The organism is Haploplasma modicum ATCC 29102 (assembly GCF_000687835.1).
GTDB classification, from domain to species: Bacteria; Bacillota_I; Bacilli_A; order Acholeplasmatales; family Acholeplasmataceae; genus Haploplasma; species Haploplasma modicum.
Map to the genome: position 1 here is coordinate 197,918 of NZ_JHYB01000002.1, position 14,833 is coordinate 212,750.

The window sequence follows — 14,833 nt, forward strand, 5'->3', positions numbered from 1 at the left end:
GTATTTATGAAAGAAAGATTAAGTAATATAACAAGAAAACAAGTAAGTGAATTTATTATTAATAACTCACTATATATTTTATTAGGATTATTTATTTTAGTAGTTACAATTATGCAACCAAGATTTTTATCAATTAATTCGATAATAAACGTATTAACACAAACTGCATTTAGATTACCAATAGCGCTTGGGATTGGTGGAATTATTGTTTTAACTGGGACAGATTTATCAGCTGGTAGAATAATTGGATTAGTTGCTGTTATTACAGCGAGTCTACTTCAAAGATCTGATTATCCATCAAAAATGTTTCCAGCACTTGGAAATGTGCCAATTTTTGGTGTTTTAATTCTAGTAATGTTTATTGGTGGACTAATTGGTTTATTCAATGGATTTTTTGTTGCAAAGTTTAAACTACATCCATTTATTGTAACTCTATCAACCCAGTTAATAGTTTATGCTATAAGTTTACAATATATTAGTTTAGGAACTAATGCAGGTAAACCAATTGGTGGACTTAGACCAGATTTTAGTAATGCTGTAACTGGAGAAATGTTTAGAATTTTTGGGGTGAAAGTACAATTTTTAGTATTATATGCTGTAGTTGCACTTATAGTTATGTGGTTTGTCTGGAATAAAACAGTTATTGGTAAAAATATGTTTGCGGTAGGTTCAAATCCTGATGCAGCAACAGTATCTGGTATTAATGTTAACAAAACAATTATGCTTGTATTTTTAATTGCCGGTGTTTTATATGGATTAAACGGTTTTTTAACTAGTGCATATGTTGGATCAAATAATGCGGCAACTGGTGTTAACTTTGAACTTGATGCCATTGCAGCCTGTGTTATAGGCGGCGTATCATTCTCTGGTGGGGTTGGTAAGATTAAAGGAATTTTATTAGGTGTATTCTTATTACAATTAATTACTGTATCATTCGTATTCTTGGGGATTGATGCGAATTTACAATATGCAATTAAAGGTTTTGTTATTTTATTTGCAACAGCAATTGATATGAGAAAATATTTAGTAAGAAGATAATGGAAGAAAAAGACAAAAAAAAGGAAGAGAAGCACGCGATCAATAAAGGGGGATTTTATGCTAATCTAAATGGAAGTACAAAAGGATTTACAATTTTTATTATTATTTCTTCAATTGTATTTATTTTGCTTATTTTATTATTAGTTATTTGAGGTGATTAAATGTATATAGTAATTTTATTAACAGTGATTTCAAGTCTTTCTGTTTTAGTTCTTGCTTTTCAAATGGAAAGGGAAAAAAATACTGATAAAAAAACAATTAAATTAAGTTATGTTTATATCTCAAGTATTTTAATGGGAGCTTTTGGAGCAATTTTTGCAATGATTGGTTTCAATTTTGAAACGAAAAATCGAAAATTTATTATAACAGAAGTAATACTTACCATAATTCAGATTGCACTAATTATATTAGCTTATAAATATCTATATTAATCAAATAGGTTTTAACCTATTTTTTTAAAAGATAAATATTGTTTGTCCACTGAACAAAATATTTAAAATCAATTGATTTACTATATAATTATGATATAATATCATTATAAAAATTGAAGGAGATTGAATTAATGGATAATCTAGAACAAAATAATGAAATAAGTTTATATGATTTATGGATAAAAATTTGGAAAAATAAAATCTTAATAATAATTGTTACACTATCAATAACATTGGTTGGCGTTGCAACACTTTATTTTATAAATAGAAAAACTTCATATGTTTCAAATAATTTCAACTATAATTTTATTGGGTCAGATACTGGTTTGTATGCTGATGGTTCTATTTTTGATTTTAGATCTCTGGAAAATGAGGAATTTTTAACTAAAATAAAAAATAGAAATCTTGAAAAGTTTAAGACGTTAAATATTGATGAACTATTAAATGATGATAAATTATTATTTGATGTTAATGAAAAAAAGGATGAAAAGAATGAAGTTGTTATTGAAAGATATTTTAAAATAAATATGCCCACAAAACACTTTAATTATAATAAAAATTTAGCAAAAGATTTTATTAAGGAAATTCATAAAGAAGTCTTAGAAGTAGCAAAAGAAAAAAATAATAGCCTTAATCTTGTTAACTATTTTGACAGTAATTCAATTTTTAACACAGAAGTTACCGAAATATTAGAAGGATTAACATATGATCAAATTTTTTATCAGATTAGAAATCAATATACTCTAACATTAAATGGTTTTCAAAAATTTATTGATAAATATGGTCAAGTAACAATTGATGGTGTTAATATAGATAAATTACAAACTGACTACATTTTTTGGTATAATACAGTTGTAAATGTAGAAGGTTTAGAAGAAGAAGTAAATCAGAAAAATTATATTAGAAACTATGAAGAAACGTTAAAAAATGTAAAACAAAAGTTACTTATGCTTGAAAAAGAAATAGAAATCAACAACAAGGTAATTAGTGATTTAATTGATATACTTAACCAAGTTCCACTTCCAGGTACAATATTAGATTTAGAAGTTTATAATAAGGAAATTGAAAAAAGAACTATCGAAAATGTTTACTTAAATTATGAGAAAAATGAATTAGAAGCCTTAATTGCAGTTGATAATCAAAATATAGATGAAGCATTTGAAACATTCGTACTTGATTCTGTAGAAAAAATGTCTGATACGGTAAAATATTTTAATAAATTTAATTTAGATTATACAAATTCACTTGTTAGATATCAAAGAACTACAAGTCCTGAATTTGAAGTTAAGAAAGACTTTAATATGCCACTTATGAGTGTTGTTATTTTAATGATTGGTGGAATTATTGGTTTAACAACTGGTTTTATTAAGGAGTCTTCAAATAAAAACAAAGAATTAAATTAATATATATTAAGGATAATCATTTACTAAAAGATTATCCTTTTTGTTTTACATTAATAGATTATATATTCGTACATTTAGATTACAAATATATAATTTTTATAGTATAATAGAAGTAGTGATAACAAATATTTAAACTTATATTTTTATATTAAATAGAAGGATTGGTGACTTATGAAAAGTTCAAAAAGTACAAAGGTTTTAATCATAGTGTTAGTCATTGTGTTTATCCTCTCAGTTATTTCTTTATTCTATGGAGACTATCTTGCGGCTAATTTTGATGTTATTGGAATTAGAATTGCTGTTTTAATTGTGGCATTTGCTTCATTTGGAGCAAGTACAGCTTTTAGTTTAATGGTTTATGTTCATAATAAAACAGTTAGCAAGATTAACGATGACTCAAACTACCGTGCTGAACTATTTAGAGAATTACAATTTGCTGCAAATAACTACTCAACAATTGAATTTAATGATAGAGCTTTAATCTATTCTGAATCTCCAAGATATGTTCCAAGATTTTATAGTAAAGAATCCCCGAGTTTTCATATGATGCAAGAAGGATTAGACTTAAATGAGGAATTAATGTTTTACTCAATGAGAATTCCATTTAAAGTAGTAGAGGGAAAAACTGCAGGTAGTATTTTACTTAGCAACATTAAATTTGAGCGTGACTTAGAAGTGTTTAAATTTAAACCGCTTGAACACGAAGAAGAAACACAAGGATATATTTTATATAATGAACAGACAAAAAGAAATAATGTGATTATTAATTTAGTATTTAACAAAAACAGTAATTTTTTTAAAGAAGATATATTAAACCCTTTTTCTAAGATTAAAATTTCAATCAGTGTTGTAAGTATCTTAGGTGTAACAATTAAGGGAATAAGTGAGTTATATTTTACAAATCCAACCCAAATAGAAGGAGTTGGATTACATACATATAAAATAAACTCATCAAATTTTAGACTAACAAAACAGCCTTTTATTGAACACTTAGATTATAACGAATATATATAAAAATAAGGTGGACTTAAGATAACTTAAGTCCACCTTTTATTTATTCATCTTTAAAGAGTGAAGATTGCTTAAAATGCTTCCAAATAACGATTATTATACCACCGAGTGGTATTGATAGAATTATTCCCCAAACCCCTAAAATATAGCCAAAGAATAACATGAAACCAAGAATTAGTGCTGAGTTAATCTTCATTTCTTTACCTGAGAGAGCTGGAACAATAATATTACCTTGTATAAACTGGACAGCAATGTTAATTGTTATTAAAATTATAATTACGGTTAGACTATTTAGGTGCCAAGCTTGATTGTATAAAATATTTGATCCATTAGCAGCAAATAAGTATATTACAGGTACAACTATTCCAAAAGTTGGACCGACATAAGGTATTAAATCTAAGATGGCAATTAAGAATGCAAATAAGAAAGCATAACCAACAGGTAGACCTAAGAGTAGATATACAACAACAAAGATTACAAATAAGAAAATCATTGATAAAATTTTACTTCTAAAATAAGCAACAACAACATCATTTGAATCATTTAGTATCGGGATAACATTTTTTTGCCATTTGCTTGGAATATTATCTTTGATAGTTAATTCAATAGTTTCATCAATACTTAACATGTGCCATAAGAAAATTGGAACTAAAATTATTGTCATAACTGTTTGAGCGATTAAAGAAACTAATGAAGGAAGTGAGCCAAAAAATAAAGTTATGTCAAAGTTTTCAATATAATCATTAATCATTACATAAACAGATCCAAGATTATATTTTTCTAAAAATAATCTAACTTCCTCTAAAAAGACGGGATCAGTTAATTGTTCATAAAGTAATACACCCTGTGTATATGAAAAATAAATTATGAAAAATAATAAAGCAATAACTACGAGTAAGAAAAGAACTAAAGATATCGCAATAGCAACTTTTTTATTCACTTTATGTTTCTTAACAAGCCTTTTTGTAAAAGGATTAATTAGATAAAGGATAATCAGAGATATTAATATTGGTGTTAACACCAATTTTAATGCTCCAAAAACCTTGGAAATGATATTTGATGGAAAATAAGTATTTAAAGCATGAAATATTAATAATGATACTAAGACTAATAAGATTATTAATAAGGTTTTAATTGTATTTTTCATATTTTACCTCCGGTTAATACGTAAATTATAACATATTATATTTTAAACTTTACAATATTAAGCAAATAATGTATTATAACAATGCGGGGATGTACTGGTCTCGATAGGGTACCGTAAAATATATAAGCATGTCTTGGTTACTCAAGTAAAAAAGTCGGGTTATTTAATAACCGGAAACCAAAATTTACAATTCGCTGCTTAAGATAAAGTAGCCAGCAATAATAGAAGCACTTACCTTTTATTTGCGCTCTTAACTGTAAGTTATATTTAACTAACTCCTTTAAGTTAAATGAATTATAAAGGATTGTACTATTAACTTTTGTTTGTTTAGTTAATAGTATGAAAAACATAAATAAACTAAACATGTAGAAAGTATATTTGAAAGTTTCTTACACAGGGGTTCGACTCCCCTCATCTCCACCAATATATATAAAATAATTTCCTTAACTCTTAATATTACAAACTATTTGTAATGAAAAGAATTAGGATTTTTTTATTTTTAGTGATAGAAACAAAAAAAAATAAATTAATATAAAAAGTAAAAACACTTTTAATTATGTATGATACTATATTCATTAAAATATTTTTGATATAATAAAAATATCAAATTGGGAGGTTTTAACATGACTGTAGATGAATACGTTAATGGACTAAACGAGCCACAAAAAAGTATTATAAATAAAATTAGATTAAATATTAAAAGCTTATTTCCAGATTCAAAAGAAGTAATATCTTATGGAGTTTTAGCATATAAGATCAATAAGACATTCTTTTATTGTGGGGCATTTAAAAATCATATTAGTGTTTTTCCACCACTTCCTAAAGATATACTAATTGAAGAAACTAAAATATATAGAAATAGTAAAGATAATCTAATTTTCCAGGTTAACAAAGAAATACCTTATGATTTAATTAATGAAGTTGCTAAAATACTTTTTGAGATTTATGAATATAATAAAAAATAAGAAGTTCTAATGAATAATAATCATTAAAACTTCTTTTTAATTAAATACTTTATTTATATATTACTGTATCTTCTAAACCTAATCTAAGTGAGGCAAAACCTTCCTCATCTTTTTTTCCAATAGATACAATTAAGATAGGAAGTAGTTTTTTATCGATGTCTAATGCATCATTAATTGTCTGGTGATTAAACCCGCCAATTGGACATGTATCATAACCATAAGATTTTGCTACTAACATTAATTGCATTGCAAGTAGTCCACCATCAATATATGCATCTCTTTTTAAGTGATCACTAGTAAATTTTTCTTTGTAAATAAGTGCATTTTCAATTTGTCTATCTCTAACTTCCTTTGGCATTAAGCCATTTTCATATGCCATATTAAAAATTTTAGGAGCCATATCAAACTTTTCTAAATCACTAAAAATTATTATAAATGCACTTGAAGTTTCAAGTTGAATTTGATTACCGTAAAGTACATCTTTTAACTTTTCTTTTTCCGCTTTTGATCTTACAACAACAACTCTATTTGGTTGCATATTCATACTTGTTGGAGCTCTAAAAGCCTCTTTTAAGATTTTATTTAATATATCATCTGGAATTTGATGATTTTTATCGTATTTTCTAATTGATTTTCTATCTGTAAAAACGCTCATTTTATTCCTCTATTCTTTAAAATATCAATAAATATTTTATCATATATAAAAAAATAAGCCACTGATTGGCTTATTTTAAAAGTTCAATTAAATCATCTCGCTTACTAATAATACGGTAAAATGGATAGCCTAGTAAATATAAAACAACTGCTTGTCCAAAGCTTACTGTAAGAATAGTAAGTAAAAGTGGAGCTTCGGCTAAAAAATGAAGCATAAATCCAATTATTAATCCATTTGCAATGACTGGAAAAAATAAGCCAATTAAAGGTTTCTTTCTAAAAAGAATTAAACCAAGTATCCCAATTAGACTGGCTGTTGTACCAAATATAGCATCAACTAATCCAAATCCTCCTGGTAAAAAATTGGAAATAAATGTTCCAAGAAGTAACCCGTATATTAACTTAGGATTGAAAATAACAAGTACTAATAAAACTTCTGCAATTCTAAACTGAATTTCTCCTGAACTCATAAAATTAAATGCTAAGACTAAAACAATATAAACTGCTCCAAATAATGCATTTAAAGTAAGATTTTTTACTTTAAAATCTTTCATAATTCCTCCCTGTTTTAATTTATTTGCTGGTTTCCTAGGGTACAGCAATAATACTTTTGTATTATACCAAAATTATGTTATAATATCAATCACGGAGTTGGTATTATGGGAATTAAATTTGAAGTCTTACATGTATGTAAGCAAAGTGGAGCAAGATTAGGAAAATTAACTACACCTCATGGTGTTTTTGAAACACCTTTTTTTATGCCGGTTGGCACACAAGCAACCGTTAAAACACTTGAAGTTGATGAAATTAAAGAAGTATCTGAAGGATTAATCTTAGGTAATACATATCACTTATGGTTACAACCAGGTAATGAAATAGTAAAAAAACATGGTGGAATTAGAGGCTTTATGAACTGGGATGGGGCACTACTTACTGATAGTGGTGGTTTTCAAGTATTTTCACTTAGTGGACTTAGAAAAATCACTGAAGAGGGAGTTCATTTTAGACATCATAAAAATGGATCTAAACTTTTTTTAAGTCCAGAAGATGCAATTAAAATTCAAGAAGATTTAGGAGCTGATATCATCATGAGTTTTGATGAATGTCCACCTCCATATGAAACATATGATTATATGAAAAATAGTGTAGAGCGAACAATTAGATGGGCTAAACGTGGTAAAGATGCACTTAAATCTGATCAAGCTTTATTTGGAATTGTTCAAGGTGGGTTAAATAAAGAACTTAGAGAATATAGTGCAAAAGAATTAATGAAAATTGATTTTCCAGGTTATTCGATAGGTGGTCTATCGGTTGGTGAAACTAAGGAAGAAATGTATGAAATTACTAAGTTTTTAAATCCGATCTTACCATTTGATAAACCAAGATATTTAATGGGGGTAGGAGCACCAGAGGACTTAATTATGAACGTAATTAATGGTGTTGATATGTTTGACTGTGTCCTTCCAACTAGAAATGCTAGACATGGTAGTGCACTTACAACTTATGGTAAAGTTAATATTAAAAGACAAGAGTTTGAGTCAGATTTAGAACCACTAGATCCAAAATTAAATAATAGACTTAATAACTATTCAAAATCTTACTTAAGACATCTTTTTAAGGCAGAAGAATTTTTAGGAATGAAATTACTTACTTATCAAAATCTTTCCTATTTAAAACATTTAATGAGTGAGATTAGACAAGCAATCAAAGAAGATAGATTATTAGATTATTTAGAAGAGATGAAACAAAATACAAATTACTTTAAATAAATTGATAATATTTAGTTAAAAATGTATAATATAAACAAGAGTGAAGTGGGAGGAAATTAAGATGCTTTTTGACAATTCAGTAGAGTTTAGCCAAAAACCGATTATTAAGGTTATTGGTGTTGGAGGAGGCGGAGGTAATGCTGTTGATCGTATGATTAGAAACGATGTTAAAGGTGTTACTTTTGTTGATGTGAATACTGATGCCCAAGTTTTAAAAAAATCAAGAGCAGAAGAACGTCTTCAAATCGGAAAAAATTTAACTAGGGGATTAGGTGCAGGTGCAAAACCAAATATTGGTTATGAAGCTGCAATGGAATCAATTGATGATATTAAAGAAATATTAACAGGTTGTGATATGGTATTTATTACTGCAGGTATGGGTGGTGGAACTGGAACTGGTGCTGCTCCTGTGATTGCAAAAATATCAAAAGAAATGGGAATTTTAACGGTTGCTATCGTAACTAAACCTTTTAACTTTGAAGGTAAAAAACGTATGGATTTAGCAATCGAAGGTTTGGAGAATCTAAAACCACATGTTGATACATTAATTGTTGTACCAAATCAAAGATTAATTGAAGTATCAAATGAAAATACCCAATTATTAGAAGCATTTAAAGAATCAGACAATGTTTTAAGACATGGGGTTCAAGGGATTGCAGAAATTATTGCTATTCCAGGATTAATTAACGTTGACTTTGCAGACGTTAGATCAATTATGCAAGATAAAGGTACTGCATTAATGGGAATTGGTATTTCAAGTGGTGAAAATAGAGCAATCGATGCTGCAAGAAAAGCAATTCATTCAAAATTACTTGAAGTTTCAATTGATGGTGCAACAGATGCAATTGTTAATATTGCATCAGGAACAAATGTTACATTATTTGAAATGGAAAATGCCGTACAAGAAATTAGAAATGCTGTTGAAAATGATTTAAATATTATTTATGGAACAACAGTAAATGCTGATTTAGATGATGAATTAATCGTTACAGTTATTGCAACTGGCTATGAACTTAGAGCTAAAGAAAAGACATTTGATAATTTTGCATCAGAATTATTTAATAAAACAACAGATGAACAAATGACTTTTTCAAAAGAAGGATTTATTACAAGTCCAGTTGAAAAAGACATAGAAGTAAATGATAAACCAAAGAGTAAGGTAAACTTACCTTCTTGGTTAAAAAAATAAGGCGTAAGCCTTTTTTAATGGAAAGAGGAACAAAATATGTTAAAAGCAGGAATAGTAGGTTTACCAAATGTTGGTAAGTCAACATTATTTAACGCAATTACTAAAGCAGATGTGCTTGCTGCAAATTATCCATTTGCGACAATTGACCCTAATGTTGGCGTGGTTTTAGTACAAGATGAAAGACTTTATGAGTTAGAAAAAATAATTAACCCACAAAAAGTAATTCCAACAACATTTGAATTTACAGATATTGCAGGATTAGTTAAAGGTGCATCACAGGGCGAGGGACTTGGTAATAAGTTTTTAAGTCATATTCGTGAAGTAGATGCAATTTGTCACGTTGTTAGATGTTTTGTTGATGAAAATATTACACATGTTAATAATAAAATTGACCCTATTGATGATCTTGATACAATTAAAATGGAATTAAAACTTGCAGACTTAGAACAAATTGAAAAAAGACTACCAAGATTAACAAAACAAGCAAAACAAAATGAACGTGAAATTGTTTTAGAATTACAAGCACTTACAAAAATTAAAGAGGCAATTTTAAATGATATTGATCCAAAGACTGTTGATTTAAGTGAAGATGAATTTAAACAAATCAAAAACTTTAACATGCTTTCTTTAAAGCCATCAATTTATGTTGCAAACGTTGCAGATTTTGAGTTAAAAAACCCAGAATCTAATAAAAACTATTTAGATTTATTAGAATATGCTAAAAAAGATAATACTATTGTTGTTCCAATTAGTGCACAATTAGAAATGGAAATTGCTCACTTAGATTATGAAGATCAATTACTTTTCTTAGAAGAATATGGTGTAAAAGAAAGTGGACTAAATAAATTAATTAAAGAAGCATATCATTTATTAGGTCTTAGAACATATTTTACAGCAGGTGTTAAAGAAGTTAGAGCTTGGACTTTTGTTGAAGGTATGAAAGCACCACAATGTGCTGGAATTATTCATACAGACTTTGAAAGAGGCTTTATTGCAGCTGAGACTATTGCATATGATGATTTAATTAAAGCAGGTTCAAGACAAATAGCAAAAGAACAAGGAAAAGTTAGAATTGAAGGAAAAGAATACGTTGTAAAAGACGGAGATATTTTAAATTTCAGATTTAACGTTTAAAAATTATTAAATAAATACTTTTTTTAAATTATTATGATAAAATAGAATAGTAAATTGTATTAAAAGGAGGAGCAAATGGGATTTTTTAGTTTTCTTAAGAAAAAACCAGTTGAAGTAGTTAATCAAGTTGAAAAATCTTCACTAATTGTTTTTGAACAATTATTTGAAGCAAATGATGAATACTTAACTAAATTAGCAACAGATTTAATTAATGGTAAACCATTAGTAATTAATTTGGAAAAATTAGAAATTGATGATGCTAATAAGATTATTGCTTTCCTATCTGGTGTAGTTTACGCAATAAATGGTGAAATTATTGAAATATCTAGAACAATTTTCTTATTTGGTGATGAAGATTTATTCAAAGATGGTTCGATAAAGAAATTTATTGATAATTTATAATTTAATCTTACGATGAAGAGAATAACCATTATATAAGATTTACTAATAAGCGATTTAGGAATTGGTGTAAGCCTAAAAGTAATAATATAATGTAATCAACTTGGAGTAAATTAATAATTGAGTGCTAGATATTTTATCTGGAACTAAGGTGGTACCGCGTATTTTATACGTCCTTAGCTTATTAAGGACGTATTTTTTTATATTTAAATAACTTGAGGTGAAAGAAATGGAATTAAAAGACACATTATTAATGCCAAAATCAAATTTTCCGATGAGAGGAAATTTAGGCGTTAGAGAAAAAGAGTTTCAAGCAAAATGGGAAGAAATGGATTTATACAATAAAGTTTTAGAAAAGAATAAGGATAATACACCGTTTATCTTGCATGATGGACCTCCATATGCAAATGGTAATATCCATATTGGTCACGCCCTACAAAAAACTTTAAAAGACTTTGTTTTAAGATATAAAACAATGAAGGGTTTTTATGTTCCTTTTATTCCAGGTTGGGATACTCATGGACTCCCAATTGAAAATGAAGTAGTAAAAAAAGGAATTAAAAGAGAAGAGCATTCAATCGTAGACTTTAGATTAAAATGTGAGATGTTTGCTTTAGAACAAGTTGAAAAACAAAAATCACAATTTAAAAGATTAGGAATATTAGGGGATTGGGATAATCCTTATTTGACTCTAGATAAAAAATATATTGCAGATCAATTATTAGTATTTGGAAAAATGGCTGAGAAAAATTTAATTTATCGTGGCCTAAAACCAGTTTACTGGTCACCAAGTAGTGAATCAGCTTTTGCTGAAGCTGAAATTGAATATCAAGATAAAGAATCACTATCAATCTTCTTTAAATTTCCATTAGTAAATCAAAATAATGAATTAAAAGATGCAAATCTTCTAATTTGGACAACAACTCCATGGACACTTCCAGCAAACCTTGCTGTATCAGTTCATCCTGATTTTAATTATGTTTTAGTTGATACAAAATTTGGAAAATTAGTTTTACTAGAAGATTTATTAGAAAGTTTAAATCAAAAATTAAACTTAGAAGCATTAAATGTAATTAAAAGATTCAAAGGAAATGAACTAGAAAATATTGAATATAAACATCCATTATATGACCGTATCTCAAAAGTTATCTTAGGAAAACATGTAACAAACACAGATGGTACTGGTTTAGTTCATACTGCCCCTGGCCATGGTGAGGATGACTATGAAGTAGGATTACTTTATAAGTTAGACATCTTAAGTCCAGTAGATGGTAAAGGTGTAATGACTAGTGAGGCTGGAAAATATGAAGGATTATTTTATGAAGTTGCAAACAAAGAAATTGTTAATGATTTAGAAGAACTTGGTTATCTCGTTAAACAAGAAAAAATTGTTCACTCATACCCACATGACTGGAGAACTAGAAAACCAATTATTTTTAGATCAACCCCACAATGGTTCGCAAGTATCGATCCTTTGAGAGAAAATTTATTAGAAGAAATTAAAAATATTAACTGGACTCCTGCATGGGGTGAAGTTAGATTATCAAATATGATTGAATCGAGAAATGACTGGGTAATTAGTCGTCAGAGAGTCTGGGGTGTTCCACTACCAATTTTCTATGCAGAAAATGGTGAAGCTGTCTTAGACTATGAAATAATCAAACATATTTCTAGTTTAGTAAGAGAACATGGTATTAATATTTGGTACGATTATGATGTTAAAGATTTAATGCCTAAGGGATATAAAAACGTAAATAGTCCAAACGGAATATTTACAAAAGAAAAAGACATTATGGACGTTTGGTTTGACAGTGGTACATCTTATAAGGTTTTAGAAGAAAGAGGCCTACCAACTCAAGCTGACCTATATTTGGAAGGTTCTGACCAATATCGTGGATGGTTTAACTCATCACTTACAACAAGTGTTGCAGTTACAGGTAAATCACCATATAAAAATGTTGTTAGTCACGGATTTGTTTTAGACGGACAGGGCTACAAAATGAGTAAGTCAAAAGGCAACGTAATTGATCCAATTAAAATGATGGATCAACAAGGTGCGGACTTACTAAGATTATGGGTAGCAACAACATCTTATCAAAGTGATGTTAGAATTAGTGATGAACTAATTAAACAAACAAGCGAATCATATAGAAAAATAAGAAACACATTTAAATATATGTTAGGTAATTTATTTGATTTTGATCCAAGTAAGAACTATATCAGCTATTCAATGCGTGGTAAACTAAATAGATTAATGACACTTAAATATCGTGAAGTTGTAAATAAAGTAATTGATGCATATGATAACTATGAGTTTGATAAAGTATATAGAATAATTATGCCATTTATTATTAATGATGTATCAGCATTTTATCTAGACTTTATTAAAGATGTTTTATATATTGAATTAGAAAATAATTTTGAAAGAAGAGCAATTCAATCAACTCTATATGATATCTTACTAGGATTATTAAAATTATTAAATCCAATTATTCCACATACAACAAGTGAAGCATACTGGGAATTACCACATAGACAATATGAAGATATTTATCTAGAAAGTATGCCTGAGAAAAATGATTTTACCGATCAAAAATTAGTTGATTCATTTGCAATTTTTGAAGAATTAAGAGAAGAAGTTCTAAAAGAATTAGAAACAGCAAGAATTTTGAAAGTAATTGGTAAGTCATTAGAATCATTAATTGAATTAAAATTAACAAAAGAACAAATTGAAGCAATAAAATATTTAGATCTTGATTTAGAGTTAGTCTTAATTTCTTCAAAAGTTATTGTAACTGAAGGAAATATGTTAGAAATTAAAGTAAGTAAATATGGCGGACATGTTTGTGAAAGATGTTGGAGAACATTTAAGAAATTAAATTCAAACAATTTATGTGAAAGATGTAATAATGTTGTGGAGGAATTAAATAAATGAACATTTTATTAGTTAATGATGATGGAATTGAATCAAAAGGATTAGAAATTTTAGCAAGAGCACTTACTCCTCATGGTAAGGTCTATGTCTCAGCACCTGCAGTACAGCAAAGTGCAAAAAGTCATGCTATTTCACTTTCAAGTACTTTAAAAATTGAACAAGCACCGCTAATACCAGGTACACTTGGGGCACTTAAAGTCTATGGGACACCAGCCGATGCTACAAGAGCAGGACTTTCCTTATTTAATATTGAATTTGATTTAGTAGTATCAGGAATTAATGATGGACCTAACATTGCGATGGATATTTTATATTCAGGAACTGTTGGTGCTGCAAAAGAAGCTAAAATTTACGGTGTAAATGCAATTGCAATCTCAGCTGACAATCTAGAATTAGATTACTTATATGACGAAGCAATTAAAACATTAGATGAAGTAATTGAAAACAAAAGTTATATTAATGATGGTATTTTAAACATTAATTTCCCTAAATTTAGTTTTGAAAAACCTAAAGGTGTTATTTATACTCACCAAGGAAGAAGATATTATCATTCAGAATTTGTGAAAAAAACAAATGAAGAAGATACTTATTATTTAAAGGGAAGTCTGACTAGATATAACGAAGAATTAACAAGTGATGTTTGGGCTTTTGAAAATGGCTATATTTCAATTACACCAGTTACATTATCAAGAACTGATTTTGACTTATTAAATAAGTTAAATAAATAAAAAAAACATTTATATGATAAAATAGTATAG

The 14,833-nt window shown here is 27.8% G+C and carries 15 protein-coding genes and 1 other RNA gene; 13 read left to right on the forward strand and 3 right to left on the reverse strand.

Translation table 11 applies throughout. The features are described 5' to 3' along the window. Positions 1 to 6: 6 nt before the first annotated feature. The 5 genes from T352_RS0100995 (at position 7) to T352_RS0101015 (ending at position 3,886) form a co-directional block, all read left to right on the forward strand. Positions 7 to 1,038, forward strand: a complete 1,032-nt coding sequence (locus T352_RS0100995) for an ABC transporter permease subunit (protein WP_035344713.1) — start codon at positions 7 to 9, stop codon at positions 1,036 to 1,038. Further along, on the forward strand, positions 1,038 to 1,190 hold the full coding sequence (locus T352_RS07185) for a hypothetical protein (protein WP_162151074.1): 153 nt from the start codon (positions 1,038 to 1,040) through the stop codon (positions 1,188 to 1,190). Before T352_RS0100995 ends, T352_RS07185 begins: the two co-directional genes overlap by 1 nt. A 9-nt stretch (positions 1,191 to 1,199) precedes the next feature. After that, positions 1,200 to 1,469, forward strand: coding sequence for a hypothetical protein (locus tag T352_RS0101005; protein ID WP_026391373.1), 270 nt, complete (start codon positions 1,200 to 1,202; stop codon positions 1,467 to 1,469). A gap of 131 nt (positions 1,470 to 1,600) precedes the next feature. Then, positions 1,601 to 2,872 carry a hypothetical protein gene (locus tag T352_RS0101010; RefSeq protein WP_026391374.1) on the forward strand — a complete coding sequence of 424 codons (1,272 nt, stop codon included), beginning with the start codon at positions 1,601 to 1,603 and terminating at the stop codon, positions 2,870 to 2,872. A 171-nt stretch (positions 2,873 to 3,043) separates the two neighbouring features. Continuing rightward, positions 3,044 to 3,886, forward strand: a complete 843-nt coding sequence (locus T352_RS0101015) for a hypothetical protein (protein WP_026391375.1) — start codon at positions 3,044 to 3,046, stop codon at positions 3,884 to 3,886. 40 nt (positions 3,887 to 3,926) lie between these two features. Here the strand turns inward: T352_RS0101015 and T352_RS0101020 are convergent, their stop codons facing one another. Continuing rightward, entirely contained in the window at positions 3,927 to 5,030 is a 1,104-nt protein-coding gene (locus T352_RS0101020) for an AI-2E family transporter (protein ID WP_026391376.1), read from the reverse strand. Positions 5,031 to 5,115: 85 nt separating this feature from the next. Here T352_RS0101020 and ssrA point away from each other — a divergent pair. Continuing rightward, positions 5,116 to 5,453, forward strand: a transfer-messenger RNA (tmRNA) gene (gene ssrA / locus T352_RS07010). Between the two features lie 200 nt (positions 5,454 to 5,653). Continuing rightward, positions 5,654 to 5,995 (forward strand): iron chaperone, encoded by a 342-nt coding sequence (locus tag T352_RS0101025; RefSeq protein ID WP_026391377.1) that lies wholly within the window; start codon positions 5,654 to 5,656, stop codon positions 5,993 to 5,995. A 49-nt stretch (positions 5,996 to 6,044) separates the two neighbouring features. Here the strand turns inward: T352_RS0101025 and T352_RS0101030 are convergent, their stop codons facing one another. Next, complete coding sequence (locus T352_RS0101030) at positions 6,045 to 6,650, reverse strand: nitroreductase family protein (RefSeq protein WP_026391378.1); 606 nt, start codon at positions 6,648 to 6,650, stop codon at positions 6,045 to 6,047. A 70-nt stretch (positions 6,651 to 6,720) separates the two neighbouring features. Continuing rightward, a complete protein-coding gene (locus tag T352_RS0101035) occupies positions 6,721 to 7,203 on the reverse strand; it encodes a QueT transporter family protein (protein WP_026391379.1) in 483 nt (160 codons plus the stop codon). Between the two features lie 102 nt (positions 7,204 to 7,305). Here T352_RS0101035 and tgt point away from each other — a divergent pair, with 102 nt between their 5' ends. The 6 genes from tgt to surE all read left to right on the forward strand — a co-directional run bounded on the left by tgt (position 7,306) and on the right by surE (position 14,803). Next, positions 7,306 to 8,418, forward strand: a complete 1,113-nt coding sequence (gene tgt, locus T352_RS0101040; protein WP_232361954.1) for a tRNA guanosine(34) transglycosylase Tgt — start codon at positions 7,306 to 7,308, stop codon at positions 8,416 to 8,418. 61 nt (positions 8,419 to 8,479) lie between these two features. Further along, entirely contained in the window at positions 8,480 to 9,607 is a 1,128-nt protein-coding gene (ftsZ, locus tag T352_RS0101045) for a cell division protein FtsZ (protein WP_026391381.1), read from the forward strand. 36 nt (positions 9,608 to 9,643) lie between these two features. Further along, on the forward strand, positions 9,644 to 10,741 hold the full coding sequence (ychF, locus tag T352_RS0101050; protein WP_026391382.1) for a redox-regulated ATPase YchF: 1,098 nt from the start codon (positions 9,644 to 9,646) through the stop codon (positions 10,739 to 10,741). A gap of 75 nt (positions 10,742 to 10,816) precedes the next feature. Beyond that, positions 10,817 to 11,143, forward strand: coding sequence for a cell division protein SepF (sepF, locus tag T352_RS06785; protein ID WP_026391383.1), 327 nt, complete (start codon positions 10,817 to 10,819; stop codon positions 11,141 to 11,143). A 226-nt stretch (positions 11,144 to 11,369) separates the two neighbouring features. Continuing rightward, on the forward strand, positions 11,370 to 14,075 hold the full coding sequence (ileS, locus tag T352_RS0101060) for an isoleucine--tRNA ligase (RefSeq protein ID WP_162151075.1): 2,706 nt from the start codon (positions 11,370 to 11,372) through the stop codon (positions 14,073 to 14,075). Beyond that, entirely contained in the window at positions 14,072 to 14,803 is a 732-nt protein-coding gene (gene surE, locus T352_RS0101065; RefSeq protein WP_026391385.1) for a 5'/3'-nucleotidase SurE, read from the forward strand. The genes ileS and surE overlap by 4 nt, the downstream gene beginning before the upstream one ends. Positions 14,804 to 14,833 lie beyond the last annotated feature (30 nt).

What these genes read in the sequence shown, in the direction of transcription:
- T352_RS0100995 (WP_035344713.1), top strand. Translation starts at nt 7, where the DNA reads ATGAAAGAAAGATTAAGTAATATAACAAGAAAACAAGTAAGTGAATTT.
- T352_RS07185 (WP_162151074.1), top strand. Translation starts at nt 1,038, where the DNA reads ATGGAAGAAAAAGACAAAAAAAAGGAAGAGAAGCACGCGATCAATAAA.
- T352_RS0101005 (WP_026391373.1), top strand. Translation starts at nt 1,200, where the DNA reads ATGTATATAGTAATTTTATTAACAGTGATTTCAAGTCTTTCTGTTTTA.
- T352_RS0101010 (WP_026391374.1), top strand. Translation starts at nt 1,601, where the DNA reads ATGGATAATCTAGAACAAAATAATGAAATAAGTTTATATGATTTATGG.
- T352_RS0101015 (WP_026391375.1), top strand. Translation starts at nt 3,044, where the DNA reads ATGAAAAGTTCAAAAAGTACAAAGGTTTTAATCATAGTGTTAGTCATT.
- T352_RS0101020 (WP_026391376.1), bottom strand. Translation starts at nt 5,030, where the DNA reads ATGAAAAATACAATTAAAACCTTATTAATAATCTTATTAGTCTTAGTA.
- T352_RS0101025 (WP_026391377.1), top strand. Translation starts at nt 5,654, where the DNA reads ATGACTGTAGATGAATACGTTAATGGACTAAACGAGCCACAAAAAAGT.
- T352_RS0101030 (WP_026391378.1), bottom strand. Translation starts at nt 6,650, where the DNA reads ATGAGCGTTTTTACAGATAGAAAATCAATTAGAAAATACGATAAAAAT.
- T352_RS0101035 (WP_026391379.1), bottom strand. Translation starts at nt 7,203, where the DNA reads ATGAAAGATTTTAAAGTAAAAAATCTTACTTTAAATGCATTATTTGGA.
- ftsZ (WP_026391381.1), top strand. Translation starts at nt 8,480, where the DNA reads ATGCTTTTTGACAATTCAGTAGAGTTTAGCCAAAAACCGATTATTAAG.
- ychF (WP_026391382.1), top strand. Translation starts at nt 9,644, where the DNA reads ATGTTAAAAGCAGGAATAGTAGGTTTACCAAATGTTGGTAAGTCAACA.
- sepF (WP_026391383.1), top strand. Translation starts at nt 10,817, where the DNA reads ATGGGATTTTTTAGTTTTCTTAAGAAAAAACCAGTTGAAGTAGTTAAT.
- ileS (WP_162151075.1), top strand. Translation starts at nt 11,370, where the DNA reads ATGGAATTAAAAGACACATTATTAATGCCAAAATCAAATTTTCCGATG.
- surE (WP_026391385.1), top strand. Translation starts at nt 14,072, where the DNA reads ATGAACATTTTATTAGTTAATGATGATGGAATTGAATCAAAAGGATTA.